The 24,307-nt window shown below is 40.0% G+C and carries 24 protein-coding genes; 14 read left to right on the forward strand and 10 right to left on the reverse strand.

Annotated features, from left to right (window positions below):
- Window positions 1-94: 94 nt before the first annotated feature.
- The gene (locus V2H41_RS01845) at window positions 95-835 is read left to right on the forward strand and encodes a lysophospholipid acyltransferase family protein (protein WP_330973411.1); all 741 of its coding nucleotides are present in this window, start codon (window positions 95-97) and stop codon (window positions 833-835) included.
- A 35-nt stretch (window positions 836-870) separates the two neighbouring features.
- On the forward strand, window positions 871-3,357 hold the full coding sequence (gene priA / locus V2H41_RS01850) for a replication restart helicase PriA (RefSeq protein WP_330973412.1): 2,487 nt from the start codon (window positions 871-873) through the stop codon (window positions 3,355-3,357).
- Between the two features lie 30 nt (window positions 3,358-3,387).
- On the opposite strand, the gene V2H41_RS01855 is transcribed toward priA, so the two are convergent.
- The gene (locus V2H41_RS01855; protein ID WP_330973413.1) at window positions 3,388-4,719 is read right to left on the reverse strand and encodes a sialate O-acetylesterase; all 1,332 of its coding nucleotides are present in this window, start codon (window positions 4,717-4,719) and stop codon (window positions 3,388-3,390) included.
- Between the two features lie 570 nt (window positions 4,720-5,289).
- Between V2H41_RS01855 and V2H41_RS01860 the strand changes: the two genes are divergently transcribed.
- Window positions 5,290-5,625 carry an MmcQ/YjbR family DNA-binding protein gene (locus tag V2H41_RS01860; protein WP_330973414.1) on the forward strand — a complete coding sequence of 112 codons (336 nt, stop codon included), beginning with the start codon at window positions 5,290-5,292 and terminating at the stop codon, window positions 5,623-5,625.
- Here V2H41_RS01860 and cysM read toward each other — a convergent pair.
- Window positions 5,622-6,503: a cysteine synthase CysM gene (cysM, locus tag V2H41_RS01865; RefSeq protein ID WP_330973415.1), complete on the reverse strand. Its 882-nt coding sequence runs from the start codon at window positions 6,501-6,503 to the stop codon at window positions 5,622-5,624. The genes V2H41_RS01860 and cysM overlap by 4 nt on opposite strands.
- 101 nt (window positions 6,504-6,604) lie before the next feature.
- On the opposite strand from cysM, the gene V2H41_RS01870 reads away from it, so the two are divergent.
- From V2H41_RS01870 to V2H41_RS01880, 3 genes are all read left to right on the forward strand, one after another.
- The gene (locus tag V2H41_RS01870; RefSeq protein WP_330973416.1) at window positions 6,605-8,014 is read left to right on the forward strand and encodes an FAD-binding oxidoreductase; all 1,410 of its coding nucleotides are present in this window, start codon (window positions 6,605-6,607) and stop codon (window positions 8,012-8,014) included.
- 84 nt (window positions 8,015-8,098) lie between these two features.
- Complete coding sequence (locus V2H41_RS01875) at window positions 8,099-8,776, forward strand: hypothetical protein (RefSeq protein ID WP_330973417.1); 678 nt, start codon at window positions 8,099-8,101, stop codon at window positions 8,774-8,776.
- A gap of 73 nt (window positions 8,777-8,849) precedes the next feature.
- Entirely contained in the window at window positions 8,850-9,014 is a 165-nt protein-coding gene (locus tag V2H41_RS01880; RefSeq protein ID WP_330973418.1) for a DUF6728 family protein, read from the forward strand.
- Here the strand turns inward: V2H41_RS01880 and lpxB are convergent.
- Together lpxB and surE are read right to left on the reverse strand one after the other, a co-directional pair.
- Entirely contained in the window at window positions 9,000-10,145 is a 1,146-nt protein-coding gene (lpxB, locus tag V2H41_RS01885; protein ID WP_330973419.1) for a lipid-A-disaccharide synthase, read from the reverse strand. The two genes, V2H41_RS01880 and lpxB, sit on opposite strands and share 15 nt — an antisense overlap.
- Before the next feature lie 21 nt (window positions 10,146-10,166).
- Entirely contained in the window at window positions 10,167-11,009 is an 843-nt protein-coding gene (gene surE / locus V2H41_RS01890) for a 5'/3'-nucleotidase SurE (protein WP_330973420.1), read from the reverse strand.
- A 193-nt stretch (window positions 11,010-11,202) separates the two neighbouring features.
- Between surE and V2H41_RS01895 the strand changes: the two genes are divergently transcribed.
- Together V2H41_RS01895 and V2H41_RS01900 are read left to right on the forward strand one after the other, a co-directional pair.
- Window positions 11,203-11,658 carry a hypothetical protein gene (locus V2H41_RS01895; protein WP_330973421.1) on the forward strand — a complete coding sequence of 152 codons (456 nt, stop codon included), beginning with the start codon at window positions 11,203-11,205 and terminating at the stop codon, window positions 11,656-11,658.
- Window positions 11,659-11,891: 233 nt separating this feature from the next.
- Window positions 11,892-12,314, forward strand: coding sequence for a winged helix-turn-helix transcriptional regulator (locus V2H41_RS01900; protein WP_330973422.1), 423 nt, complete (start codon window positions 11,892-11,894; stop codon window positions 12,312-12,314).
- 61 nt (window positions 12,315-12,375) lie between these two features.
- On the opposite strand, the gene V2H41_RS01905 is transcribed toward V2H41_RS01900, so the two are convergent.
- Window positions 12,376-13,236, reverse strand: coding sequence for a helix-turn-helix domain-containing protein (locus V2H41_RS01905; protein WP_330973423.1), 861 nt, complete (start codon window positions 13,234-13,236; stop codon window positions 12,376-12,378).
- 209 nt (window positions 13,237-13,445) lie between these two features.
- Window positions 13,446-13,865, reverse strand: a complete 420-nt coding sequence (locus V2H41_RS01910) for an OsmC family protein (RefSeq protein WP_330973424.1) — start codon at window positions 13,863-13,865, stop codon at window positions 13,446-13,448.
- A 703-nt stretch (window positions 13,866-14,568) separates the two neighbouring features.
- On the opposite strand from V2H41_RS01910, the gene V2H41_RS01915 reads away from it, so the two are divergent.
- Together V2H41_RS01915 and V2H41_RS01920 are read left to right on the forward strand one after the other, a co-directional pair.
- On the forward strand, window positions 14,569-14,976 hold the full coding sequence (locus V2H41_RS01915; protein WP_330973425.1) for a hypothetical protein: 408 nt from the start codon (window positions 14,569-14,571) through the stop codon (window positions 14,974-14,976).
- 441 nt (window positions 14,977-15,417) lie between these two features.
- Complete coding sequence (locus V2H41_RS01920; protein WP_330973426.1) at window positions 15,418-15,828, forward strand: hypothetical protein; 411 nt, start codon at window positions 15,418-15,420, stop codon at window positions 15,826-15,828.
- Window positions 15,829-15,898: 70 nt separating this feature from the next.
- Here V2H41_RS01920 and V2H41_RS01925 read toward each other — a convergent pair whose 3' ends face one another.
- The gene (locus V2H41_RS01925; protein WP_330973427.1) at window positions 15,899-17,158 is read right to left on the reverse strand and encodes an aminotransferase class I/II-fold pyridoxal phosphate-dependent enzyme; all 1,260 of its coding nucleotides are present in this window, start codon (window positions 17,156-17,158) and stop codon (window positions 15,899-15,901) included.
- Window positions 17,159-17,330: 172 nt separating this feature from the next.
- Window positions 17,331-19,742: a penicillin-binding protein 1A gene (locus V2H41_RS01930; protein ID WP_330973428.1), complete on the reverse strand. Its 2,412-nt coding sequence runs from the start codon at window positions 19,740-19,742 to the stop codon at window positions 17,331-17,333.
- Window positions 19,743-19,931: 189 nt separating this feature from the next.
- Here V2H41_RS01930 and V2H41_RS01935 point away from each other — a divergent pair, with 189 nt between their 5' ends.
- The 3 genes from V2H41_RS01935 to V2H41_RS01945 are packed head-to-tail and all read left to right on the forward strand — an operon-like array spanning window position 19,932 to window position 21,157.
- Window positions 19,932-20,153 carry an AtpZ/AtpI family protein gene (locus V2H41_RS01935; protein WP_330973429.1) on the forward strand — a complete coding sequence of 74 codons (222 nt, stop codon included), beginning with the start codon at window positions 19,932-19,934 and terminating at the stop codon, window positions 20,151-20,153.
- Entirely contained in the window at window positions 20,137-20,544 is a 408-nt protein-coding gene (locus V2H41_RS01940) for a hypothetical protein (protein WP_330973430.1), read from the forward strand. Before V2H41_RS01935 ends, V2H41_RS01940 begins: the two co-directional genes overlap by 17 nt.
- Window positions 20,537-21,157, forward strand: a complete 621-nt coding sequence (locus V2H41_RS01945; RefSeq protein ID WP_330973431.1) for a SprT-like domain-containing protein — start codon at window positions 20,537-20,539, stop codon at window positions 21,155-21,157. The genes V2H41_RS01940 and V2H41_RS01945 overlap by 8 nt, the downstream gene beginning before the upstream one ends.
- Before the next feature lie 9 nt (window positions 21,158-21,166).
- Here the strand turns inward: V2H41_RS01945 and V2H41_RS01950 are convergent, their stop codons facing one another.
- Window positions 21,167-22,276, reverse strand: a complete 1,110-nt coding sequence (locus tag V2H41_RS01950; protein WP_330973432.1) for a carboxylate-amine ligase — start codon at window positions 22,274-22,276, stop codon at window positions 21,167-21,169.
- A gap of 96 nt (window positions 22,277-22,372) precedes the next feature.
- Entirely contained in the window at window positions 22,373-23,311 is a 939-nt protein-coding gene (locus V2H41_RS01955) for an ATP-grasp domain-containing protein (protein ID WP_330973433.1), read from the reverse strand.
- A gap of 149 nt (window positions 23,312-23,460) precedes the next feature.
- On the opposite strand from V2H41_RS01955, the gene V2H41_RS01960 reads away from it, so the two are divergent.
- Entirely contained in the window at window positions 23,461-24,270 is an 810-nt protein-coding gene (locus tag V2H41_RS01960; RefSeq protein WP_330973434.1) for an alpha/beta hydrolase, read from the forward strand.
- Window positions 24,271-24,307 lie beyond the last annotated feature (37 nt).

The following is a 24,307-nucleotide window of genomic DNA, read 5'->3' on the forward strand; positions in this document are numbered from 1 at the left end:
CGGTAAATTCTCGACACCACGGGGCTTATGAATGCGTATTTTGGAGGGGAGGTAGACCATTCTATCAACTTTCCTGCTACATTTGTTACAGAATATGAAGTTTTTACGATTTCTTTTCACTTTATATGCCGCCATCATTTTTGTTGTATTGATGCTGCTAATTTTTCCCTTGGTGGTGATAGCAAGCCTTTGGGGGCGTATCAAGGGAGGGAATATGATTTACAGGCTTTGTACATTTTGGGCCGATGTGTGGTTTGCCTTGGTATGTATACGTGTCAAGAAAATATACCAACCAGGCTATCGCAAAACGCCAAGGAGTATTATTGTGGCTAACCATATTTCCTACATGGATATTCCTATGTTGGTGAAGGTATTTCGGGAGCCGGTGCGTCCACTAGGAAAAATTGAAATGACTAAAGTGCCCATTTTTGGATTTATTTATAAGAATGCCATCGTAACGGTAGATAGAAGTGATGCGGCACATCGTGCTGCCAGTCTGAAAATTTTGCGTTCTATTTTAAATAAAGGGATATCCATATTCGTATTCCCCGAGGGAACTTTCAATGAAACTCATCAACCATTAAAAGAATTTTACAACGGAGCATTCAAGCTAGCTGTAGAAACACAAACTCCTATACAACCGGTACTTTTTTTAGATACTTTTGATAGAATGCATTATAGCAGCGTGTTCTCTTTAAACCCGGGCATTAGTCGAGTTGTTTTTCTGGATACCGTTTCTGTTGCCAATAAAAGTATGCATACAGTAAAAGAAGAAGTATTTTTAGCAATGGAACAAGCCTTGAGAGAATATCGTGCAACATGGATTAAGGGTTAAGTGAGCTCATTTTGGACTAAACAGATGGATTGGAAGTGGCGTCAATAAAAAATATCGATAATACTACTCTTTATGCCGAGGTGATCATACCATTGGCCTTGCCCCTGAATTATACTTGGGTGGTGCCCCAGCGTTTTCAAGAGACGATACAGCCGGGATGCCGGGTAGAAGTGAATTTGGGAAAGAATAAAAGATATGCGGGCGTAGTAAAACGTGTGCATCATGAGCCACCGGATTTTGTGGAAACCAAAGAAGTGTTAAATGTGCTGGACGCGCAACCTGTTGTGTATGAGCAGCAATTACGCTTGTGGGAGTGGATGGCGCGCTATTACATGTGTACCGAAGGAGAAGTAATGGCTGCAGCACTACCTGCGCATTTCAAATTGTCTAGCGAAACAATTCTGGTATTTAATGAAGAAGCAGGTGATGATTTTACCAATTTGGATACAGAAGAATATCTGGTTGCAGAAGCATTGCACATCCGAAGAGAATTAAGACTACCCGAAGTACAGCAGATATTGGATGCTACGCATGTGTATCCTGTCATTAATCGCTTGATACAAAAAAGGATTTGCTACGTTTGGGAAGCATTAAAAGAAACCTACAACCCCAAGAAAGAAACATATATTGCATTGCATCCCGATTATGATTCTGAAGCTGCATTAGAGCGTTTGTTGAATGAGGATAAGCGGTTACAGCGTGCTGAAAAGCAAATGCAGTTATTACTAGCCTATTTGCATTTTCAAAGAACCGAAGGCGAGATTACCAAAGCTGAATTACTGAAAAAGGCTGGGGCCACTGATGCGCACTTAAAAGGATTAATTGAGAAAGGGATATTAATTGCAGAAAAAAGAACAGTTGATCGAATTAAAGGTGCTGCTAAACAGATCGAAGTAAATTTTGAACTTTCATCGGCTCAAGAGAATGCATTGCAAGAAATTAGCGATGTGTTTACATCAAAGAATATTTGTTTACTACACGGTGTAACCTCCAGTGGTAAAACGGAAATTTACATCAGATTGATCGAGCGGTATCTGAAAGCGGGTCGACAGATATTATATATGTTGCCCGAGATAGCTTTGACGGCCCAGACTATTAGAAGATTAGAAAAACATTTTGGAGGACATATTGGAGTATATCATTCTAAGTTTTCTCAAAACGAGCGCATTGAAATATGGAATAAAGTGAAGGACGGGCGTGTTAAAGTGGTATTAGGAGCCCGTTCGGCCTTGTTCTTGCCATTTGATGATTTGGGACTTATTATCTGCGATGAAGAACACGATACTTCTTATAAGCAAATGGAGCCTGCGCCCCGCTATCATGCACGGGATACTGCTATTTATATGGCTTCTTTGTATGAGGATTGTAAAGTGCTGCTCGGTAGTGCTACACCTTCGTTAGAGTCTTATTACAATGCTACTGCAGGTAAATATGGATTGGTGAAGCTGATGCAACGTTATGGCGATATTGCTATGCCCGAAATCGAGATGATAGATACACGGCGTTATCGATCGGCCAATGATGCAGAGAATATTCTTACACAGCCTTTGCGTGAGGCTATTCAAGCTGCACTGAATGATCAAAAACAGGTAATTCTGTTTCAAAATCGAAGAGGATATACGCCATATCAGCGGTGTAGCACTTGTGGCTGGGTGCCTCAGTGTAGGCATTGCGACGTATCACTCACGTATCATAAGTTCTATAATAAGCTTGTTTGTCATTATTGCGGAACCAGTTATCCGCCTGTTATTACCTGTGCGCGTTGTGGAAACCACGATTTTATTCAAAAGCAATTTGGAACGGAAAAAATTGAAGAAGCATTAAAAGAATTTTTTCCTGATGCACGTACAGCAAGAATGGATATTGATTCGGTAAGAGGAAAAAATGCCCATCATCAGCTGATTCAGGATTTCGAGCAGCATAAAATTGATATTCTGGTAGGTACGCAAATGGTAGTAAAGGGACTGGATTTTGAAAACGTAAGTCTGGTGGGCATTCTCGACGCAGATGGGATTCTATCCTTTGCCGATTTTAGAGTGAATGAACGGGCGTATCAGTTAATGGAGCAGGTGAGTGGAAGAGCAGGCAGAAAGCATGGTAAAGGTAAAGTACTGATTCAAACTTCGCAAATGCAACATCCTGTATTGTTGCAGGTAAAGCAGCACGATTATACAGGATTGTATGAAAATGAAATAAGCAAAAGAGAGCAGTTTTTTTATCCTCCCTTCTCCCGCATCATTAAACTCACTTTTAAGAATAAGCAGAAGGAGGTGGTGCGCGACGCCGCACAGTTATTTGCCGGTGCGTTGTCCAGTAAATATGGAAAGTATCTTACAGGGCCTGCAGAGCCAATTGTCAATAAAGTGCGTAATCAGTATTTAATGGAGTTGTTATTAAAGTTGCCACGGAGTGCTAAGGTACTCGAACAATGTAAAAAAGATATTTTATATCAGGTGGCAGTCCTCCATCAGGAAAAAAGATATAAATCTGTTATTGTAATACCCGATGTGGACGGCGTATGATATACCGCACACATCGGGATATATCACAGATTACTTAGGTTGTTCTACAATTTTAGTGGTATCAACGCTCCAATTGTCGGTTCTAAACGGCGCTACAGGAAGTCCCTCTTTACTGAAAATATTGGATATAGATGTATTGCTGAATGAAAATCTTACTGCCTCAGGTTGTTTCACGTTTTTACTGGAAACAATTAATCTATCTTTTTCAATTTTCACATCCGCAGGATGAAATACTTTGTCAGAACCTGCGATATAAAATTCTGTGGCAGTTTTACCATTACTCAGTTTAAACCCATTAGGTGCATTATCGAAAAACAGGTGCGCTTTATCTCCTTTTATATCCATTCGGGTAAACATAGGGCTTTTGTAGATGCCCACTTGCTGGCCATAAGTTTCGGCTAATGCGTATGCGGCCAATCTCTTTGCAACGTCTATTTTATTGCTGGGATGTATATCTTTTACATTCTCTACTAAATCCGTAATAACAACCATTCCTGTATTAGGTGTACTAAGGGCTTTTGTTTGCTGCTCTCTTACCAAATTACCTACATTATGATTGCCGTATGTGTAGGGGGCTATTTGTACATAATAGAAAGGAAATTCCTTATTCCACGCAGCTCTCCAACTTTTAATCATAGACGAGAAAAGCTGGCTATAGGTAAAGGGCATGGTGGTATTGCTTTCTCCCTGGTACCAGATTGCCCCTGCAATGGAAAACTGGGTAAGTGGATATATCATGGCATTATATGCGTAGCCAGGTAGGGTGGGCCACCATGGCGTAGTACCTAACATTTTCGCTGCTTGAAGTAATGTTTCATTGTTATTAATAATTTCTGCAGGTGTCCATGCCTCTGCCGGAGTGCCACCCCAACTGGAATTGATAACACCGATAGGCACATTGAGTTTTTGTTGCAGTTCTTTTGCGAAGAAGTAGCCTACAGCGCTAAATCCTTTTAAAGATTCAGGGCCGCATATTTTCCAGCTCCCTTCCAGATCATCTTGAGGATAAGGAGAGGTAGTTTTAGTTACATGAAACAGCCGGATATTGTCGTTGTGGCTTACGGGTAGCTCATCTAAAATTTGTTTTAACTTCTGGTGACTACTCCACTCCATATTGGACTGCCCGGAACAAACCCACACCTCACCAATCATGATGTTTTCTAAAACAATGGTGTTGTCCCCTTTTAATGTAATGCTGTAAGGGCCGCCCGCAGCCGGTGTCTGTAATTTAATCTTCCATCTTGCATTTCCGTCGGCTACAACTGAGTCAGTGTGATTGTTCCAAGAAGTGGTAACATATATTTTCTCAGCAGCGTTAGCCCAACCCCATAAGTAAGCTTCGCTTTTCTGCTGCAGCACCATATTGCTGCCAATTATATGCGGCAATCGTATGTGGGCATATGAAGAAAAATGAAATGCTAAAATTGTCAGAAAACTAATAAGACATGCGAGGACTTTTTTGTTGAATGGTAAGCAATTCATTGTTGAATGATTTTTTATTATGTGGATAAATGAGGATTGAAATTAATGAGTTTCTGAGTTTGAAGAAGATTTTTTGAAAGCTTATTGAGAACGATTTTATTACTGCTTATTTCAGCAGTTGCACTAATCAATAAATATTTGTGTGATTGACAATAATAGTGGCCAAGAAAGAGTATGTCGTTTACTCCTATCCGTTTTCTATGAGCATTGTTCAATTGTATGGGTGTTAATCTTTGTTTGCATTGCGTAAGTATTTTATGAGGTAACTTTTATTTGAGAATAATAAAACTGCAAATAGTTATGGAAAGGATAAATAAACACCATGGTATCAGTGTTATCGTTAAGAAATTATAAATGATTTTTCAGAGTAATCATCAATTCCATGAATTTGGGATTTAAGCGAATCGTTTCTATTTGACCCCCTAGCCAATATTTATTATTTTAGTTACGATGGATATAGAAACTATACGCTACTATTGTTTAAGCAAACCTGATGTAGCGGAAACAATGCCATTCGGTCCCGATACGCTAGTGTACAAAGTCAATGGCAAAATTTTTTTGCTGATGGGAATGGATAACGTCCCACTCTCATTTAATGTAAAATGCGATCCTGATGTTGCGATAGAATTAAGAGAACGTTACCCATGTGTAATGCCGGGGTATCATATGAACAAGAAACATTGGAATACCATCATCGTTGATGGTTCCGTTTCTTTTAAGCAACTTAAGGAGTGGATCGATCATTCCTACGATCTCGTAGTAGGGAAAAAGAAACGAAGCAATTAATCGAATAGATCAGAAGACAAATAACGATCGCCTCTGTCGCAGATGATACATACAATCACTCCCGATTCCAGTTCCTTAGAGAGTTCTAGGGCTGCATGAACCGCACCTCCGCTACTCATGCCGGCAAACACTGCTTCTTCTCGGGCCAATCTTTTCGCCATTATTCTCGCGTCTTGCTCATCCACTTCTATGATACGATCTACACGGCTGCGATCAAATATTTTGGGCAAATAAGCTTCAGGCCATTTTCGTATTCCTGGAATATTGGAATTGTCTGTAGGCTGACAACCTACGATTTGAATATTACTATTCACTTCTTTCAGATACTGGCTTACTCCCATGATGGTTCCGGTAGTTCCCATGGAGGAAACAAAATGGGTGATTTGATGGTTGGTATCTCGCCAGATTTCTGGTCCGGTTGTTTTATAGTGCATTCCCGGATTATCAGGGTTGCCAAACTGATTCAGCATTAGATAATCCCCTTGCGCAGCTTTTTCACGTGCATAATCGATAGAGCCTTCCATCCCTTTATCTTTGGGAGTTAAAGTAACGGTAGCTCCAAAGGCACGCATCGTCAGCACCCGTTCTCTTGTTGCGTTTTCGGGCATTACCAGTTCTATTTCAACTCCAAACAAGTTCGCTATCATTGCTAGGGCAATACCTGTATTACCGCTGGTAGCTTCAATGAGCTTCATGCCCGGTTTTAACTCGCCACGATCAAGAGCGCCCTTAATCATGCCATAAGCTGCACGGTCCTTCACGCTGCCCCCGGGATTATTACCCTCCAGTTTGGCATATATTTTTACATTTTTATTTACGGATATCTTATTTAATTCTACTAGTGGTGTATTGCCTATTTGTTCTAAAATTCCGGACATTGTCTATGAATATTTTATTATAATCGTCCAAAGATAAGTATGTTGTTTTTAACAGATTGTCGAAAAGCAACAAGCATTAAAAAGTTTATATATTTACAACAATGAGCGTATTGCAAAAAACAATAACACTTGATCTTGCCGAATCGTTCAAAAAAATTGTAGGAGAGGCGTATTTTTTTACCGATGAAGCAACTTTACAGGATTATTCGAAGGATGCAACTGAAACGCTGCAATTTAGTCCCCAAGCGGTTTTGAAACCTGCAACTGCAGATGAAATTAGCGCCATTTTAAAAATTTGTAATCAGTATAAAATTCCTGTAACACCGCGTGGTGGCGGCACAGGGCTTTCCGGTGGGGCGCTTCCGTATCTGGGCGGTATTGTTATTTCTACGGAGCGTTTGAATAAAATACTTCATATCGATGAGCGCAATTTGCAGGTCACTACCGAGCCGGGTGTCATTACCGAGGTATTACAAAGAGAAGTAGCGGCTCGAGGGCTGTTTTATCCACCCGATCCTTCGAGCAAAGGTTCGTGCTTTATCGGGGGCAATATTGCCGAAAACAGCGGTGGTCCGCGCGCTGTAAAATATGGTGTAGTAAAGGACTACGTGCTGAATCTGGAAGTAGTATTGCCTACAGGTGAGATCATTTGGACCGGTGCCAATGTATTGAAGAATGTAACAGGGTATAATCTTACTCAACTCATTATTGGAAGCGAAGGTACTTTAGGCATCGTTACCAAAATTGTTTTGAAATTGATACCACTGCCTAAGTATGATATACTGATGCTGGCACCTTTTAATGATTTGGATAAAGCATGTGAAGCAGTAAGTGTTATCTTTAGAGCTGGATGTACACCCAGTGCATTGGAACTGATGGAGATTGATGCCCTAACTATTGTAAGCCAGATGGTGGGTACTCACGCGGCCCCTGTAAACAGCAGTATTGCCGCACATTTACTTATTGAGTTGGACGGAAATAACAAAGATGTGTTGGTGGGAGAAATGGAGCAAATAGCTGCCTTAATGGAGCAACATGGAGCGGGCGATTTACTTTTGGCCGAGGATGCGCAACAAAAAGAGGAACTTTGGAAGCTTCGCCGCCGCATGGCTGAATATGTAAAGATGTGTGGCTATACGATTGAAGAGGACGTAGTAGTGCCACGTGCAGAATTGTCCCGTTTAATTAAAGTATTGAAAGAAATGGGGCATAAGCATCAGTTTAAATCTGTAGCCTATGGGCATGCCGGTGATGGGAATTTGCATATCCGTATTAAAAAGGATTCGGTAGCGGATAGCTATAAAAACCCCGAAATGCAGCTGATACTGCGCGAATTGTTTCAGCAGATAAAAGCTCTGGGGGGCACGATCACAGGCGAACACGGTGTTGGATTGATCCAAAAAGGATTTATGGATATTATGTTTGAAGAGCGCACATTACAAATCATGCGCGATATCAAGCGGGCTTTTGATCCCAATAATATCTTGAACCCGGGAAAGATTTTTGATTAATATGTAATTATTTGAAACTTTTGTTTTCATGAGTGCTAGCTAAAAAATATATCCTAATTTTACCTCATCGAAAATTGAATGCTAATGAAGACTTGTCGTTTTGCGATTATATTGACTGTGTTTGTAGTTACTGCTTTAAACGCATTTGCTCAACAGGAAAGAAAAGAGCGTGCTAGTGATAATTCAGTACCGGAAGAAAAAGGATTTAAAAAGCATCACTTATTTACCGGAGGTGGTGTAACCGCATCTTTTTATACCGGTGGTACCGTATTAGGATTGAGTCCTGTTTTGGGTTATAAATTCAATGATTATGTAGATGGTGGCGTTCTGCTCCATTATGTTTATCATGGAGCCAGAGATTGGCGCGAGATAAATGATAAGTTTAGAAGACATGTATATGGTCCGGGTATTTTTACAAGAGTGTATCCTGTACCATTTATTTTTGTACAAGGACAGTTAGAGCATAATTTTATTGCAGAGAATTACACTGCAAAGCCCGGTAGTGCTTATTATGCCAGCGGTAAATTTAGAGCCAATGCTACATCTCTTTTATTAGGAGGAGGCCTTTCTACAGGACGTCTGAAGGGTGGTACTACGTTCTTCTATTTGTCTGTACTGGCCGATGTATTGAAAAATAGAAATAGTCCTTATGTAGATGTAGATTATTATGGAACGCCCAATGAAAAGGTAAGGATTGTTCCAGTGATTCGTGCCGGTGTGAATGTAGGATTGTTCCAAGGACGTTATGGTGTGTATGACTAGGTGATAACTATTCTTTTATTTTCGGCTTTATTCAATATTAAACTTTCATTAGTATAAATCTGTTATCAAACTAATGGGTGTTTTAAAGCAACTGGCAGAATACTTATACCTTCGTAAGAAGGATCCCAATCGGCCGAAGAGCTCATGGGTAAAGTATATGCACGGGATTAACCGTATCAGCCTTTTTCTGTTTATTATTTGTTTGATTATCTTGGCAATAAAACTATTGCGCAGCTAATTCGCTGATAATGGCCGCTGCGTTTTCCGAGGCGATACTATTGGTGGTGAGTAAAGCCCTTAACCGGCTGTAATCTTCTTGAATCTGTTTTTGCTTTGTCTCATCGTGTAGCAACAAATGCAATTCTTTGATAAGATTAGGGACATTCATATCCCTCTGAATCAGCTCTTTCACCACTTCCTTGTTCATAATCAGGTTTACCAACGAAATATATTGGATGCTAATCACACGTTTGGCAATCTGATAGCTGATTTCAGAACCTTTATAACATACTACTTCTGGAACACCAAACAGGGCTGTCTCTAGGGTAGCCGTTCCGGAGGTGACCAAAGCAGCTTTTGACTGCATCAGGAGGTCGTAAGTACGGTTCTGCACTAAACTTATATTAGGGTAGGGGGCAGTAAAGGTATCGTAAAACGAAGTGTCGAGCGAGGGGGCTTGCGCTACAACAAATTGATAGTCCGGAAAAGTTTTGCTTACCTCCAGCATTACCGGCAACTTTTTTTCTATCTCCTGTTTGCGGCTTCCCGGAAGAAGTGCAACGATGGGCTTTTGATTAACTTCTCCTTGGCGGTTGCGGATAATCAGGTCTGTGCCTGCTTGTTTTTTTTTAGTAACTTCTTCAATAAGGGGATGCCCCACATAAGTTACATCCCAGTTCCATTTATGGAGATAGTACTCTTTTTCAAAAGGAAGGATGACAAGCATTTTGTCGATACATTGCTTCATCATCTTTACGCGATTTTCTTTCCATGCCCACACCTGCGGAGAAATGTAGTAAACCACCTTTAGGTTTTGTTGTTTAGCCCATTTGGCAATGCGAAGATTAAAGCCCGGATAATCGATAAGCACCAGTACATCTGGTTTGAATGATAGAATATCCTGCTTGCATTGTTTGAGATTTCGGAGTATTGTACGAAGGTTTTTTACTACTTCAATAAAACCCATAAAGGCTAGGTCTCTATAATGTTTAACCAGCTCCATGCCGGCCTGCTGCATTTTATCGCCACCCCAGCCCCGTATTTGGGCATGAGGTTCGATTTTTTTGAGTGCAGCAACTAGGTTGCCTCCATGCAAATCTCCCGAAGCCTCTCCGGCAATAATGTAATATCTGCGATATCCGGTATTCAATGCTTTATCTTTTATGATTTCCTATTCTGATTTTCGCATGCTGCGTTTAACAATTTTCTTTACGGGCTCTTTTCCCTTGCGCGTAGTAGTATCTTTCCATTTTTTTTCCAGTCGTTTCTTCAAAGTGTAATTAGTAAGGTCAAACTGTACCGGAACGATGCTTACATAATTATTTGCAAGTGCCCATACATCGCTATCACGTGCATTGTCAAAATTGAGAAACTCTCCCGTGAGCCAATAATACTTTCTGCCTCCAGGATCTTTTCTTTCTATAAATTTCTCCTGGTATTTTGCATAAGCCTGCTTGCATATTTTATATCCTTTGATATCGGATAAGGGAAGATCGGGTATGTTTACATTCAACAGCATATGCTTAGTGGTTCTTTCCTTCAACATTTTTTCGGTAATGAGCCGTGCATAATGTTGTGCTGCTGAAAAATCGGCGTGATGATCGTAGCTCATCAGCGAAAACCCTACCGCAGGGATGCTTTCAATAGCAGCTTCCATAGCTGCAGACATGGTACCCGAATAAATTACATTTATGCTGTGGTTCGGTCCATGATTAATACCACTCAAACATAAATCGGGTTTACGATGCAGTACTTTGTCTACTGCAAGTTTAACACAGTCTACCGGCGTACCTGAACAGGCGTATGCTTCTACTCCCTCAAATGTATCCACTTTATCCAATCGTATAGGATGCCCTATCGTAATGGCATGTCCCATTCCCGACTGCGGTTTATCAGGGGCTACAATTACTATTTTCCCAAACTCCTTTACAGCTTCGTATAATGCCCTGATACCGGGAGCGGAAATGCCATCATCATTGGTAATGAGGATAACTGGTTTGTTTTTCTTTGCCATAGAAAGCAAATTTATGATATTGTGCTCTTACATGAGGATTTAACGGAAGTACATCATAAATGATTGCGATATGCTGATTTTGTGCAAATCTTAATGTTTTTATAAAATGACTAGGACAGTCATCCTTTCTTTTTCCCTCTCCGTCTAAAGTGTAGAAGATGAATTCAGATTATTCACTTTAAAACTTAAGGCCATGAAAAAGTATATTATCGTTTCGTTTATGCTTGCTGGAATCTTAATGATGCAAAATGCTACTGCGCAATTAAGCATCAATATTAATATTGGTAACCAGCCGGCATGGGGGCCTGTAGGATACAACTATGTGCGTTATTATTATCTCCCAGAAATTAATGTGTACTACGATGTGGATGCGAAAATGTTTATTTATCCTTCGGGTCGTAAATGGGTTACTGCCCGCTATCTGCCTCGTAACTATGGCCATATAGATTTATACAAAACCTATAAGGTTGTGATAAACCGCAATTATCCTCCTTATCGTGACAATCGTGCTGATATCGCTAAGTATAGCAGATATAAAAATATCAGAAATCAAGTGGTGATTCGTGACAGCAGGGATAGAAGATATTTAGAAAGCAACAATCGTACGCATGAGGATCGAATCATTGCCAGAAACAGAGCCAGAAGATAGGTATATTAATACACCATTGTAGAAACCGCCTTGTGGCGGTTTTTCTTTTTTTATATAAAAAAGATGCATGAAAATAGCCAAATGTGCTTTCAGACTTGCTATGTGCAAGCGTTTGCGCAGAATGTTTACATTCTTTTAAAACATTTAAATTAAAAGTAATTGTAACTTTGGCCTTTGCAAGGGAAAAGTTTAATTAACGATACAAAAATTTTAGAACGGTTATGAAAGATGTTATGAAAAGATCGGAGTGCCCCATAAGCAATTGTCTGGATTTTGTAGGGGATAAATGGTCTCTGCTAATTATCAGAGATATTGCGCTGGATGGTAAAACTACCTTTGGCGAATTTATTGAGTCAGGAGAAGGTATTGCAACAAATATCCTGTCTTCCCGCCTGAAACAACTGGAGGCTGAAGGATTTATTGCAAAGTATCCTCTGGAAGGTAAAAACCGTACCGGCTACTATCTTACCAAAAAAGGCATTGAATTGGTACCCATTATTGCCGAAATGTATTTGTGGGGTTTGAAGCATGGTGGTTCGAATACCAGAAAGAAGTTTGCTTCTGCTTTAAAAAGAGACAAAGAATCGGCTATACAGGAGCTTACAGAAGAGTTGCTGAAGAATGCAAAAGCGCTTCAGAAACGTTCTAAGAAATAATCTCTAAGATAGTATTTGTGGAAACTGAGCTGTCCCTCCTTGTTATCATAAGCAGGACAGCTCAGTTTGTTTCTTTAAGAAAACTGGTCCTGTAGTGCGATGGTGTGGTGCCGGTTTTTTGCAGAAAAAGTCTGCTGAAATAGGCCGGATCGTCATAACCCAGTTCGTATCCTATCTCTTTGGCTGTAAGATCTGTGTGCACCAGGAGCCGCTTGGCTTCCAGCAGGATTCTGTTTTTGATGATCTCGTTAGGTTGAGGAAGATTCAGCTTTTTGAATTTATGTGTAAGTGTTTTGGGAGCCATAAATAACATGGCTGCATAATCGGCAACATTGTGCTTTTCTTTATAATGCTTTTCTACCAGCAACGTAAATTTCCGAAAGAACTCTACATCGGTGGGCTGCTTGGAAAGTGTCTCATGTAAGTGTTGTTGTTTCCATAATCGGGCAGCCTTTATAAATAATTGTTTCAGATACGTACGTAGCATTTCTTCCTGAGAAGATTGTTGTTGTTCCAGTTCATAGAGCATATCCTCGAAAATAGCGCTGTAATAAGGCTGGTCTTCGGAAGGGAGTTGCACGAAGGGGATATTATGAATGTTGTTAAATAGTATGCCATCGCAAGCTACTTCGTGGTCGTGAATCTGGATACAATAGAAATCCCGATTGTAAAAGATAAGATATCCCTGTTCTCGAGTAGATTTGTTGATATACAAATATTGATCTGTATTTACAAAAAATAGCGATGCACGGCTTATTTTGTAAGAGGAGAGGTCAATCTGCAATGAATAACCTTTAGGAATATACAATACTCTGATAAATTGTTTATACGTTCCATTATTAATTTCCTCTATAGTTGTTTCATCGAGCTTAATTATTCCCAGTGTTTTTAGGTCGCTTTTAAAAAGAGGGATTGAATGCATGGGTGTTATCATTTGTTATCATATATATGTTAAAAATTATATACAATGAGGTCAAAAGTAGGGGTATTTGACTCTTTATCATGATATTTTCCCAACAAAACTCCTTTGTTGTATTTTTTTCCTTTGCGGGCATAAAAAAAGTTGTAATCCAAGTTACAAAAAAACAGGGATTACAACGTATATATATAGAGAGTATGGATATTGCCTAATTAAGGAGCTGCGATAAGTTGAGCCTGTAGGGTAATCTCCAGATTATAGGCTTTACTTACTGGGCAGTTTGCCTTGGCATCAGCAGCTATTTGCTGAAACTGTTCGTCGGTGATACCGGGTATCCTAGCTTGAACACTTAATGCAGATCTGGTAATAGCTCCATTCTCTAAAGAGACAACCGCTTCTGTTACAAGCTCCTCCGGGGTGAAGCCCGCAGCAGTCAGGTCTGCACTAAGTTTCATGGTAAAACATCCTGCATGGGCTGCAGCCATTAATTCTTCGGGATTGGTTCCTGGTTTATTCTCAAAACGAGACACAAAGGAATACGGAGTTTGATTAAGCGTTTGGCTTTGTGTACTAAGTATTCCTTTTCCTTCTTTGATAGTGCCGTTCCATACGGCTGTAGCTGAACGATTCATAATAGTGCTTTTGAAGGTTAAGAGTGTTTATTAAGATTAATAGTACAAAGATGGTACCTTAAAAGCCGCGAGGGAATGGATAAAGGTGGATGACTATTGTACTTTTTTCCTTTGCATAAATCATTCAAGTTCGGCGCGCATCCAAATAAGTATTCTAATAAGTGCTTTCATAATGAAGGGAATGTTATGTTTAGGCATAAAAAACCATATATATTATTTCTTATAATATAGTTGGGTATCATAAAAAATGCCATTGCAATTATTTGTATTTCAATATCTTATGTAGTATTCTGAAAATTTTAGCTTCCTATTATTCTAACAAGATTGGTTTGTAGTAGGCTTTAAGTCGAAGTATTTTTGTGTCAGAAATACATAATTCACATACACTGCAGCTGCATTGTAAAATTGGAATTAAAAAATACGATTACCCTGAAAACTTTCGCTTGCACGTTTTGTTTGCCCCCGACGATGCTGACCATGTAGATGAATAAAAATATTTGTTAACTATTAAAAATAAAAAAGGAGGCAATATGAAAGCGATTTTATCAAAAGCAAAAAGTATAGCCTACATTCTGGGAGTAGTATTTGCGAACACTTTGACATCTCAGCCCATGTACGGAAGCAGCAAATAATTCTAAACCATTTGCACTTCCTTTTCACTTATTCGGTAAAAATATTTATCACACTATAAAAATTATTAATTATGAAAACAGTATTTACCAACACTAAAGCCTTAATTCTGGCATTAGTTACCCTTTTTGCCGCTTCTCTTGCAGTTCCTGCATTTGCAAACAATGAAGAAACTGTAGCGAAAGCTGAAGTTAGTTACATTGGCAATCTGAATGATTTACCGGTGTATCGTCTTTCTTTAACCAATCCAAGCAATGAAGTGCTTTTCGTTACAGTTAGCGATAACTACGGTAATATTCTGTATAACGAAAAATTAAGTGGTACTAGCATTGTAAGAAACTATCAATTTGATACAGATATCTATAGCGAATACAACTTTAACTTTACCATTTCCAATGTTAAAGGGAAAGTGGTAGGTGTATATAATGTAAACAAGCGCAATAAAGTAATTGACGAGATTGCAGTAAATAAAGTAAAATAATCGGGTACAATCGTTTTGGATGGATAAAAGCCCTGCTGAATAGCAGGGCTTTTTAAGTTTCGTATAGGATAAAAAATTTTGGATATCATAAAACAGAATATTGTATCTTATTGATTATGATATAGTTATAATTTCTATTGTCTTTTTAGACTTCTTTATTCAACGCCATAATCGTCTTTATCCCTATAGTTTTAGCTTATACCTTTGCGGTCAATTAAATGAGTTGATAAAAGTTAATATTCCGTTGGAAATGAAAATATGATGATTCAGAAACGGAATATACGCGAGCAACCAGAAGCTGTTTTTTGTGTGCATTTGATCCATCAAAGCTAAGAATTAGCAGTAGTGATATGTTTTTCTAAACAGCATCATAGCTTAATAGCATAGCTAATTATTGGTTTATACTATAAATGAATTGTAAAAATTTTAAACCCTTATTTTATGAAGAAGTATTTTTCTAAGAGTAAATTTATTGCTCTTTTAGCCATTACCCTCGTCACCACTACTGTTGCTGCTTCGGTATTTACCGTAAAGCTGAAAAATGACACCACACCTGATTTGGAGTATGTTGGTGATGTTAATAATCTGCCTGTTTATCGTTTGTCTTTAAAGAACAAAACAAATGATAGGTACTTCGTATCTGTAACTGATAAAGAAGGCAACGTGATCTACTGTCAGGAAGTAGAGGGCGCTAATATTGTGCGTAACTATCAATTCAACAGCCAAGAGCATAGCGATGAGTACGAGCTTACACTTACTGTAACTGATTTGAAAGGTAAAACTGTGGCTTCGTACGATATTTCAAAAAGCAACAAAGTGGTAAGTGAGGTTTCTGTAAATGAAGTGAAGTAATTGTTGTTAGATTGTATTAAAAAAATAACCCCGGAACTCCGGGGTTATTTTTTGTAGTTATGTAAAGTATTTATTTTTTCTCAGCCATATCTGGAATAGCATTGGTCTTGTAAGCTCCGGCATCCAGTTTTTCTTTAGCCGCAGTAAATGCTTCCAGTGTGATACGTATATCTTCATCGGTATGAACAGCCGTAGGAATAAGACGGTAAATGATATGACCTTTCGGAATTACGGGGTATACCACAATCGAACAGAAGATTCTGTAATTTTCTCTTAAGTCCATTATCATTGCTGTGGCTTCTTCTACACCACCTTTCATATAAACTGGCGTTACAACAGAATCTGTTTTACCGATATCAAAACCTCTTTCTTTCAGCCCATTTTGCAATTTTAGCGCATTTTCCCACAGCTTATCCTTTAGTTCTGGACGGGTTCTCAGCAGTTCCAGTCTTTTCAGGTTGCCGATTACTAGCGGCATGGGAAGACTTTTTGCGAAAATTTGGCTACGGATATTATAACGGATATAGTCGATGATTTTTCTTTCGCCTGCTACAAAAGCCCCAATAGAAGCCATTGACTTAGCGAAAGTAGAGAAGTAAAGGTCGATTAAATGTTGTACTCCCTGTTCTTCTCCTGCTCCGGCACCGGTTTTTCCCAACGTTCCAAATCCATGCGCATCATCCACCAGCAGTCGGAAATTATATTTACTTTTTAGATTAGCTATTTCTTTTAACTTGCCCTGATCACCGGCCATGCCGAAAACGCCTTCGGTAATGACGAGGATTCCGCCCTGATCTTGTTTTTCTACATATGCAGTGGCGCGCTGCATTTGTTTTTCAAAATCTTCAAGATTGTTGTGTTTGAACACAAAGCGATGACCTGCGTGAAGCCTTAGTCCGTCAATGATACAGGCATGGCACTCGGCATCATAAACAATTACATCGTGGCGGCTACACAATACATCGATAATACTTACCATTCCTTGGTAGCCGTAGTTGAGCAGTACCGCATCTTCCTTACTCACAAAGGCAGCCAGTTCTGCCTCCAGTTGTTCATGATAGTTGGTATTACCACTCATCATCCGAGCTCCCATTGGAGAAGCCAGCCCAAATTGTTGAGCACCTTCAGCATCTGCTTTTCTTACTTCCGGATGATTGGCCAGTCCCAAATAATTATTTAAGCTCCAAACAATAACATCTTTACCTCTGAATTTCATACGGCTTCCAATTTCGCCTTCGAGCTTGGGAAACGCGAAATAGCCATGAGCTCTTTCTCTATACTGACCAATCGGGCCGTAGTTTTTCAGAAGTCTATCAAAAATATCCGCCATATTATTTATTGGTTTGAATAAAAATTGCGCAAATATAAGAACCATTGGCCAAAGCGCAGTCAGAACTTTTGACGCTGGCGAAGTTTTCCAATCTGCTATAAGTTGATATACAGATATTTATACTATCCTTGTGTTTATTATAACTAACACAAATCAAGAATTCGGACCATAGTTACTCTTTATTTTTCTTTTTGAAGATTTTATTAAACAGTCCTTTTTTCTTTTTAGGCTCTTCAGGAGCACCAATGGGCTTGTCTTGAGTTACTTTCTTGGAGGTGTCCTTAGGTTGTTGTTTGGATTTTGGATCCTCAGGTAATGGAGCCGATTCTGGACCGATATACTCTTCCAGGTTCTGCATGTAATCTTCCTCTGTACCTACTCCGATATCTTTACCTTCGGCAGAGGGTTCAGGGTTAATATCAGTTACGTATAAGGATGGATCGGCACTTACGGCATCATTGCTTAAGCTGGGTGGTTCAATAAAGCGATCCTCCTTGCTAATGCCCAAATCTTTGTTGGCATATACCTTTTTAAAGAAATACTCCCATATGGGGCGTGCTGCTTGCCCTCCGAAACCACCCGCACCTTCATTTCTGATAAATCGGTCGTCACTACCCACCCATACGCCGGCGAGCAGTTGCGGTACAAAACCTATAAACCAAGCATCACTATTATCGTTGGTAGTTCCCGTTTTACCGGCCATTTCTGCGGCTCCTAGGCGGGCACGCAATCCGGCAGCGGTTCCTACATCTACCACTCCTTGCATCATACGTGTCATGATGTATGCAGCGGCTTCGCTAATAACCTCTCTACGGTTTGCGCTGTAATCCAATCGTTTTATTACATTGCCGTTGCGGTCCTCAATGCGGCTAATAAAGTAGGGTTTGGTGGAAAAGCCCCGTCCGGCAAATATGGAATATGCCCACATCATTTCAAACAATGAAAGCTCGCAAGAGCCCAGGGCAATGGATGGGAAGGGTTTCACCTCTGTGGGGAGCCCTATTTTCTGTAGGAAATCTACGAATTTTGCCGGGCCTACCTGTTTCATGATATAGGCGGTGGCACAGTTGCGTGACCAAGTAAGTGCAGAGGCCATACTCATCGTACGACCGGTACAGCTAGCAGAAGTGGCCGGCACCAGCTGACCCTTTCCAAAACTTTGTTGTACATCCTCTACAGGTGTATCGGGAGAAAAATTGAGCTCATCCACTGCTTCACTATACAGCAGCGGTTTGATGGTAGATCCTACTTGTCTCTTAGTGTTGAGGTTGACGTGGTCGTATTTGAAAGTTTTAAAGTCGATACCTCCTACCCAGGCTTTTACTTCACCGGTGATAGGATCCATAGCCATGAAACCAGCTTGCGTAAATAGCCGATGGTATTTAATAGAGTCGTATGGCGTCATGACCGTGTCTTTGGAACGGGCTGCGTTCCACGCAAAAACCTTCATAGGTGTTTTTACAAAAAAGGTGGCTCTAATTTCTTTATCGCTCAGACCGTCCTCGGCTAGATTACGCCATCTTTCGCTATTTTTCATAGCCGCTTCCAAAACGTGTTCATATTTTTTCCATACCGAACCGTTTTTTATAAAGCCTTGGTTGATAACATTGCGATATAGTTTGGGAGCCTGTTGCGCTACTGCTTCCTCGGCATAGAGCTGCATAACGGGATTGATGGTTGTGTAGATTTTCAAGCCATCATTGTATATGTTATACGGAGTGCCGTCGGGTTTGGTGATATCCTTTAATATTTTCTTTACTTCTTCACGTAATATTTCTCTAAAGTAAGGCGCATAACCCAGGTCTTCTGTAGGTTTCTTATAATTCAATTTAATAGGCTGCGCCGATAAACTGATTGCCTGATCGGCAGTGATATTGCCATTTTCAGCCATGCGCGACAGTACCAGGTTTCTCCGGTCCATGGCCGCTTTGGGATTGCGACGCGGATTGTAGATGCCGGGGCCGTTGATACTTCCTACCAGTAGCGCAGCTTCTTCTATGGTGAGTTGACTAGGTTCTTTTTGAAAAAAAGTTCTAGAAGCATTTCTGATACCGAATACGTTATCCGGGAAAGGAACGGCATTGAGATAAAGCGTCAATATTTCTTCTTTGGTGAAATTTCTTTCCAGCTTAACAGCAATGATCCATTCTTTTAGTTTCTGGAGAATTCTTAAAAATGGATTGCTGGCGCGCTTATTAAAAAGTGCCAAAGCCAGTTGTTGGGTAATAGTACTACCACCACCGGCAGAGCCTCCGTAAATAATAGCCCGCATCGTGCCTTTTATATCTATACCGGCGTGATCATAGAATCTTTTGTCTTCTGTGGCTACTAATGCGTTTATAACATGCGGGGATATGTCTTTGTATTTTACGATACTTCTGTTTCCTGAAGGGAGATAAAATTTCCCCATAAGGGTTCCATCGCTTGCATACACTTCTGACGCTTGTGCAATGGTGGGGTTTTCGAGCTCAGCCATAGAGGGCATTTTTCCTAGTAGGCCAAAATTGGCCATTAGTATAATTGCAATAAAAGCACCCCATCCCAAAAAAAACAATCGCCAAAAATATTTTACCGTTTTCTTCATTCAATCATATTTTATATTCAATGTGGTAGTATGTATGTTAATACCGACCACAGACTAACAAAATTGCAGTAAAACTACATTTTAAAGCAATTATTTATTTCTTAAAATTAAGAATAGACCGGCGTAATGTTATTGAAAAAGTAAATATTTCACTGGATTCGAGTAGTTTTATTCCAAAATAATCGCTTCGTGGAACCTAAAAAAGTCTCCCCTTGGTTAAGATATCTGGGACTGACAGCACAGTTACTGGTATTAATAGGCCTATCATTGTATGCCGGTATAAAACTTGACGAAAAACTTAGTGTAAGTCCGTTATTTACACTAATCTTACCTTTGCTGATATTAGCCTCAACATTTTATAAACTGATTAAAGAAACTTCAAAAAAGAATAAAGATGGAGCAAACAAGTAGAAAATTGAACCCGGTAAAGCTGATGATTCTGGTATTTGTATTACTGACTGCGTTTTTTCTTGTTTGCAAGGATATACTGTTACAATCGGGTGTGGACCCTTATGTAATGGTGGCCGGAAATCTTATTCTTTTTATAGTAGGTCTTTTTACTATAATAAGCGGACTGAAGGCTATTCGTAATCCCAACCCTCATGTTTTTGTAAGAGTGTATTATGCGGGATTTATCATCCGTCTTTTCGTTTGTGCCCTTGCAGCATTTATTTATATTTATTTGAGTAAAGATGGGGTGAGTAAACCTTCGCTATTTGCTTGTTTGGGTATATATGTTTTGTATTCGTTTATCGAAGTTTTTTCTTTAAAAAAAGCGCTGAGAGAAAATAGTAATGGCTAAAAAGGAAGTGCCTCTGCATCATTTGGCACAGTATCTACCCGATAACACTTACGAATCTGTAATCGCTTATTTGAATTTTTATAAGGTACATCTTACCATAGCAAGAAGCCGTAAATCGGTTCTGGGCGATTATCGGCATAAATGGGGTTCTGCGAATCACCGCATTAGTGTTAACGGCAATCTGAATAGATATGCTTTTTTGATAACCTTACTTCACGAGCTGGCACATCTCATTACCTTTGAGCAGTACGGTAATCGGGTGCAGGCGCATGGTAAGGAATGGAAAAATATTTATGCCCGGCTTCTGGCGCAGTTTATCGAGAAAAAAATTTTCCCTGCGGATATCGAATACGAATTGCTCAAAAGTCTACGTAATCCTGGAGCCTCTAGTTGTGCTGAAGAAGACCTGCAGCGTGTACTTTACGATTATAATGAAAGAAAAGACGGTTATACGCTACTGGAACGGCTTCCGGCAGGTGCGTTATTCCAGATATATGATGGCCGTGTATTTCAGAAGGGGAATAAACGTACCAAGCGCTATAATTGTGTAGAAATAGCCACTAATAAAGTGTATTTGTTTAGCGGTGTGTACGAGGTACTTCCCGTCCGATAAACAGATCAGTTATAAATTGGCAAGAAAACTATCACTAATATATCTAGCAACTTCTTTAAGATTATTTGTTGCTTCATAAACAGCCAGCTGTCTGTCAGCTCCTGTGCCTTGTTCCAAAATGCGGTGTACATATTCTACATGATGGCGGCTTCCCAGATGATTCAAAACCGGATCTATAAAGTCGAGCAATTCGTAAATCAAAGCACGGGTATTTACTTCCTCTTCCTTGCCAAAATCAATCAGTCTGCCATCCAATCCATAGCGGCTGGCGCGCCATTTGTTTTCGTTAATCAATGCACGCGAATACTGAATAAAGTTCAGGTTTTTGCTACGCAACATGTAGATACGGGCGCATATGGCCTGAAACAATGCGGCAATGGCAATGGTTTCATCCACTGTCATGGGAATATCGCATATTCGGAATTCCACTGTATTGAAGAAGGGGTGCACCCTTAGGTCCCACCAGATTTTTTTGGCGTTATCAATACAGTTCGTTTTGATCAGCATCTTAACGTAATTGTCATATGCTTCTATGCTTTCAAAAGCATCAGGAATTCCGGTGCGCGGGAATTTATCAAAGACTTTAGTGCGAAAGGATTTGTATCCGGTGAGGCGGCCTTCCCAAAACGGAGAATTGGTGCTGAGTGCAAAGATGTGTGGCAAAAAATAGCGGGTAGAATTGGCAATATGGTTGGCCAACTCACGGCTTTCCATGCCCACATGTACGTGAAGTCCGAAAATTAGATTGCTTCTTGCCGCTTCTTGTAGCTCGGCGATGATTTCATTATAACGTTGATGATCAGTAATAAGCTGGCTTTGCCAGTGGCTAAACGGATGCGTGCCGGAAGCACCCAGTTTGAACGACAGCCCTTCGGCTATGTCACTAATCGTTTTGCGCAGCAACGCTACATCTTTATAGGCTTCGTCAATATCCTGGCAAATGTCAGTACCCACCTCTACTACAGCCTGGTGCATTTCGGCCTTTACCTTATCCTTGATACTTTTCTGACCTTCTTGCACAATTTTCTGGTCATGGCTTTTAAGCTCATATGTTTCAGGGTCGAGCACCATGTACTCCTCTTCGATCCCTAAAGTGAAAGCTTTATAATTTAACACCATATTCGTTGCGATACTAAATGTAAAAAAAAACAACTGCAAGATATTACGCCTTTTGCATATAGCATCAGGGCGAAATCTTTTGCTGATAAAGCAGGCTTATTTTCCTGCACTATCTCTTACGAATGCTCCCCAGCTGAGATGGTTTACTCCGTCATTCGCTAATGCTTTTTCAATGGCATAGTTGGCAGCAGTTTCCACCACCCATTCAAAGTTTTCTGCTCCTACGCTAGCAATATCAGCATCAGGAGCCGGATTGCAGAAATCAATCGCATAAGGCACCCCATTGCGAACGGCCAATTCCACCGTGTTGAAATCATACCCTAAATAGTGGTTTATTTTTAAAACAATATCCGTCATTTCCTGTAATCTTTCCGGCGAGGGAGTAAAGCTAGCCTGATAGCGTAGGTGATGCGGATTGCGGGGTTCATATGGCATGATGCGCACGTATTTTCTTCCGATACAATAGCAGCGGTAGTATTCCTCAAAAACAATTTCTTCCTGAAGAAGCATTACCAACTGTTCAGTTTCTTTATGTTTTTCAAAAAACTCCTCGATGCTATTGAGTTTGTACACATGTTTCCAACCTCCACCTGCAAAAGGTTTCATATAGGCTGGAAACCCTATCTCTTTAAAGATGCTTTCCCAGTCCAACGGATAGGCCAAATTGGTGAATGATTCGCTTGAGGTATCATCAGGCATTTCGTAAGAAGGGATAATAGCTGTTTTGGGTACCGGAACTCCAATCTGTGTCATGAGGCAGTTATTGAAATATTTATCATCTGCACTCCACCAAAAAGGATTATTGATAACGGCAGTTCCCGTCAATGCGGCGTTTTTCAACCAGGTCCGATAGAAGGGTACGTCCTGCGAGATACGGTCAATGATTACTGCATAACCGCTTGCTACTCCTTGTATGGCTTTATCGATGCGTACCGGTTCGGCGATAATGCCTTCAACGTTTTTACTGTTTACACGATCTATAAATGCTTGCGGAAAAGATCGTTCTTTGCCATAAAGGATACCGATTTTTTTCATATTGCTTGGTTTGTATTTTAATGTTATGGTAGTAACGTACTTTTACGGAGGCGTAGATGTCTCTATCAAATATATTTTTTTATATCTTATAAACAAAATTGTTTATAAGATTGATTCATGCTACTTTTAGCGCTAATTTGGGAGGTTACATGAAAACGGCTACAGATGCAATTTTGACTATTGAAACCGTGATGCTGAAGTCCCGAAATCTGAAAAGGGATGTGGAGTTGCGCTTTTATTTTCCTAACATTATCACCGATTGGTCAGCATTGCCACTCTTACTAATAAATGACGGACAAGACTTGCCCGTTATGCAGTTTGATGAGATGCTAAAACAATTGTACGAACAGGGCTCGATACATCCGTTGATTGTTATAGGCATTACGGCAGGGAAGGAGCGTACCATGGAGTATGGCGTGGCGGGTGTTGTAGATTACAAGGGACGCGGCGCTAAAGCCGATTTATATAGCGCTTTTGTTTTAAAAGAATTATTGCCTTATATCAAAAAGCGCTTTAAGGTAAGCGCGTTTAAAGAACTATCATTTGCGGGATTTTCTTTGGGTGGTTTGACTGCATTGGATATTGTATGGAATCATCCAGATGTTTTTTCAAAAGTGGGTGTATTTTCGGGATCATTATGGTGGCGTAGTGTAGATCAGGACGATCCGTCTTATGAGGATGATAAACACCGCATCATGCAACAGGTGATCCGCAATGGACATTTTGCTCCCGGACTAAAATTTTTCTTCCAGTGCGGAAAACTGGATGAAAGCGGCGATAGAAATAACAATGGTATCATCGACTCTATTGATGATACATTAGATCACATTAAAGAGTTATTGGCAAAAGGCTATCGTGCGGAAGATATCTCTTATCTGGAACTAGACGATGGAAAACACGATGTTCCTACCTGGGGGAAAGCTATGCCTGTATTTTTAAAATGGGGATGGGGAAAATAAGTCGTATATTGGTGCGTTTATAAAATAGGAAGCATTA

The organism is Niabella digestorum (genome assembly GCF_036409055.1).
GTDB classification, from domain to species: domain Bacteria; phylum Bacteroidota; class Bacteroidia; order Chitinophagales; family Chitinophagaceae; genus Niabella; species Niabella composti.

What these genes read in the sequence shown, in the direction of transcription:
- surE (WP_330973420.1), bottom strand. Translation starts at nt 11,009, where the DNA reads ATGGCAAAGAAAAACAAACCAGTTATCCTCATTACCAATGATGATGGC.
- V2H41_RS01895 (WP_330973421.1), top strand. Translation starts at nt 11,203, where the DNA reads ATGAAAAAGTATATTATCGTTTCGTTTATGCTTGCTGGAATCTTAATG.
- cysM (WP_330973415.1), bottom strand. Translation starts at nt 6,503, where the DNA reads ATGTCCGGAATTTTAGAACAAATAGGCAATACACCACTAGTAGAATTA.
- V2H41_RS01955 (WP_330973433.1), bottom strand. Translation starts at nt 23,311, where the DNA reads ATGAAAAAAATCGGTATCCTTTATGGCAAAGAACGATCTTTTCCGCAA.
- V2H41_RS01920 (WP_330973426.1), top strand. Translation starts at nt 15,418, where the DNA reads ATGAAGAAGTATTTTTCTAAGAGTAAATTTATTGCTCTTTTAGCCATT.
- V2H41_RS01880 (WP_330973418.1), top strand. Translation starts at nt 8,850, where the DNA reads ATGGGTGTTTTAAAGCAACTGGCAGAATACTTATACCTTCGTAAGAAG.
- V2H41_RS01875 (WP_330973417.1), top strand. Translation starts at nt 8,099, where the DNA reads ATGAAGACTTGTCGTTTTGCGATTATATTGACTGTGTTTGTAGTTACT.
- V2H41_RS01930 (WP_330973428.1), bottom strand. Translation starts at nt 19,742, where the DNA reads ATGAAGAAAACGGTAAAATATTTTTGGCGATTGTTTTTTTTGGGATGG.
- V2H41_RS01910 (WP_330973424.1), bottom strand. Translation starts at nt 13,865, where the DNA reads ATGAATCGTTCAGCTACAGCCGTATGGAACGGCACTATCAAAGAAGGA.
- V2H41_RS01845 (WP_330973411.1), top strand. Translation starts at nt 95, where the DNA reads ATGAAGTTTTTACGATTTCTTTTCACTTTATATGCCGCCATCATTTTT.
- V2H41_RS01940 (WP_330973430.1), top strand. Translation starts at nt 20,137, where the DNA reads ATGGAGCAAACAAGTAGAAAATTGAACCCGGTAAAGCTGATGATTCTG.
- V2H41_RS01960 (WP_330973434.1), top strand. Translation starts at nt 23,461, where the DNA reads ATGAAAACGGCTACAGATGCAATTTTGACTATTGAAACCGTGATGCTG.
- V2H41_RS01925 (WP_330973427.1), bottom strand. Translation starts at nt 17,158, where the DNA reads ATGGCGGATATTTTTGATAGACTTCTGAAAAACTACGGCCCGATTGGT.
- V2H41_RS01855 (WP_330973413.1), bottom strand. Translation starts at nt 4,719, where the DNA reads ATGGTGCTGCAGCAGAAAAGCGAAGCTTACTTATGGGGTTGGGCTAAC.
- V2H41_RS01950 (WP_330973432.1), bottom strand. Translation starts at nt 22,276, where the DNA reads ATGGTGTTAAATTATAAAGCTTTCACTTTAGGGATCGAAGAGGAGTAC.
- V2H41_RS01900 (WP_330973422.1), top strand. Translation starts at nt 11,892, where the DNA reads ATGAAAAGATCGGAGTGCCCCATAAGCAATTGTCTGGATTTTGTAGGG.
- V2H41_RS01945 (WP_330973431.1), top strand. Translation starts at nt 20,537, where the DNA reads ATGGCTAAAAAGGAAGTGCCTCTGCATCATTTGGCACAGTATCTACCC.
- V2H41_RS01905 (WP_330973423.1), bottom strand. Translation starts at nt 13,236, where the DNA reads ATGCATTCAATCCCTCTTTTTAAAAGCGACCTAAAAACACTGGGAATA.
- V2H41_RS01870 (WP_330973416.1), top strand. Translation starts at nt 6,605, where the DNA reads ATGAGCGTATTGCAAAAAACAATAACACTTGATCTTGCCGAATCGTTC.
- V2H41_RS01915 (WP_330973425.1), top strand. Translation starts at nt 14,569, where the DNA reads ATGAAAACAGTATTTACCAACACTAAAGCCTTAATTCTGGCATTAGTT.
- V2H41_RS01860 (WP_330973414.1), top strand. Translation starts at nt 5,290, where the DNA reads ATGGATATAGAAACTATACGCTACTATTGTTTAAGCAAACCTGATGTA.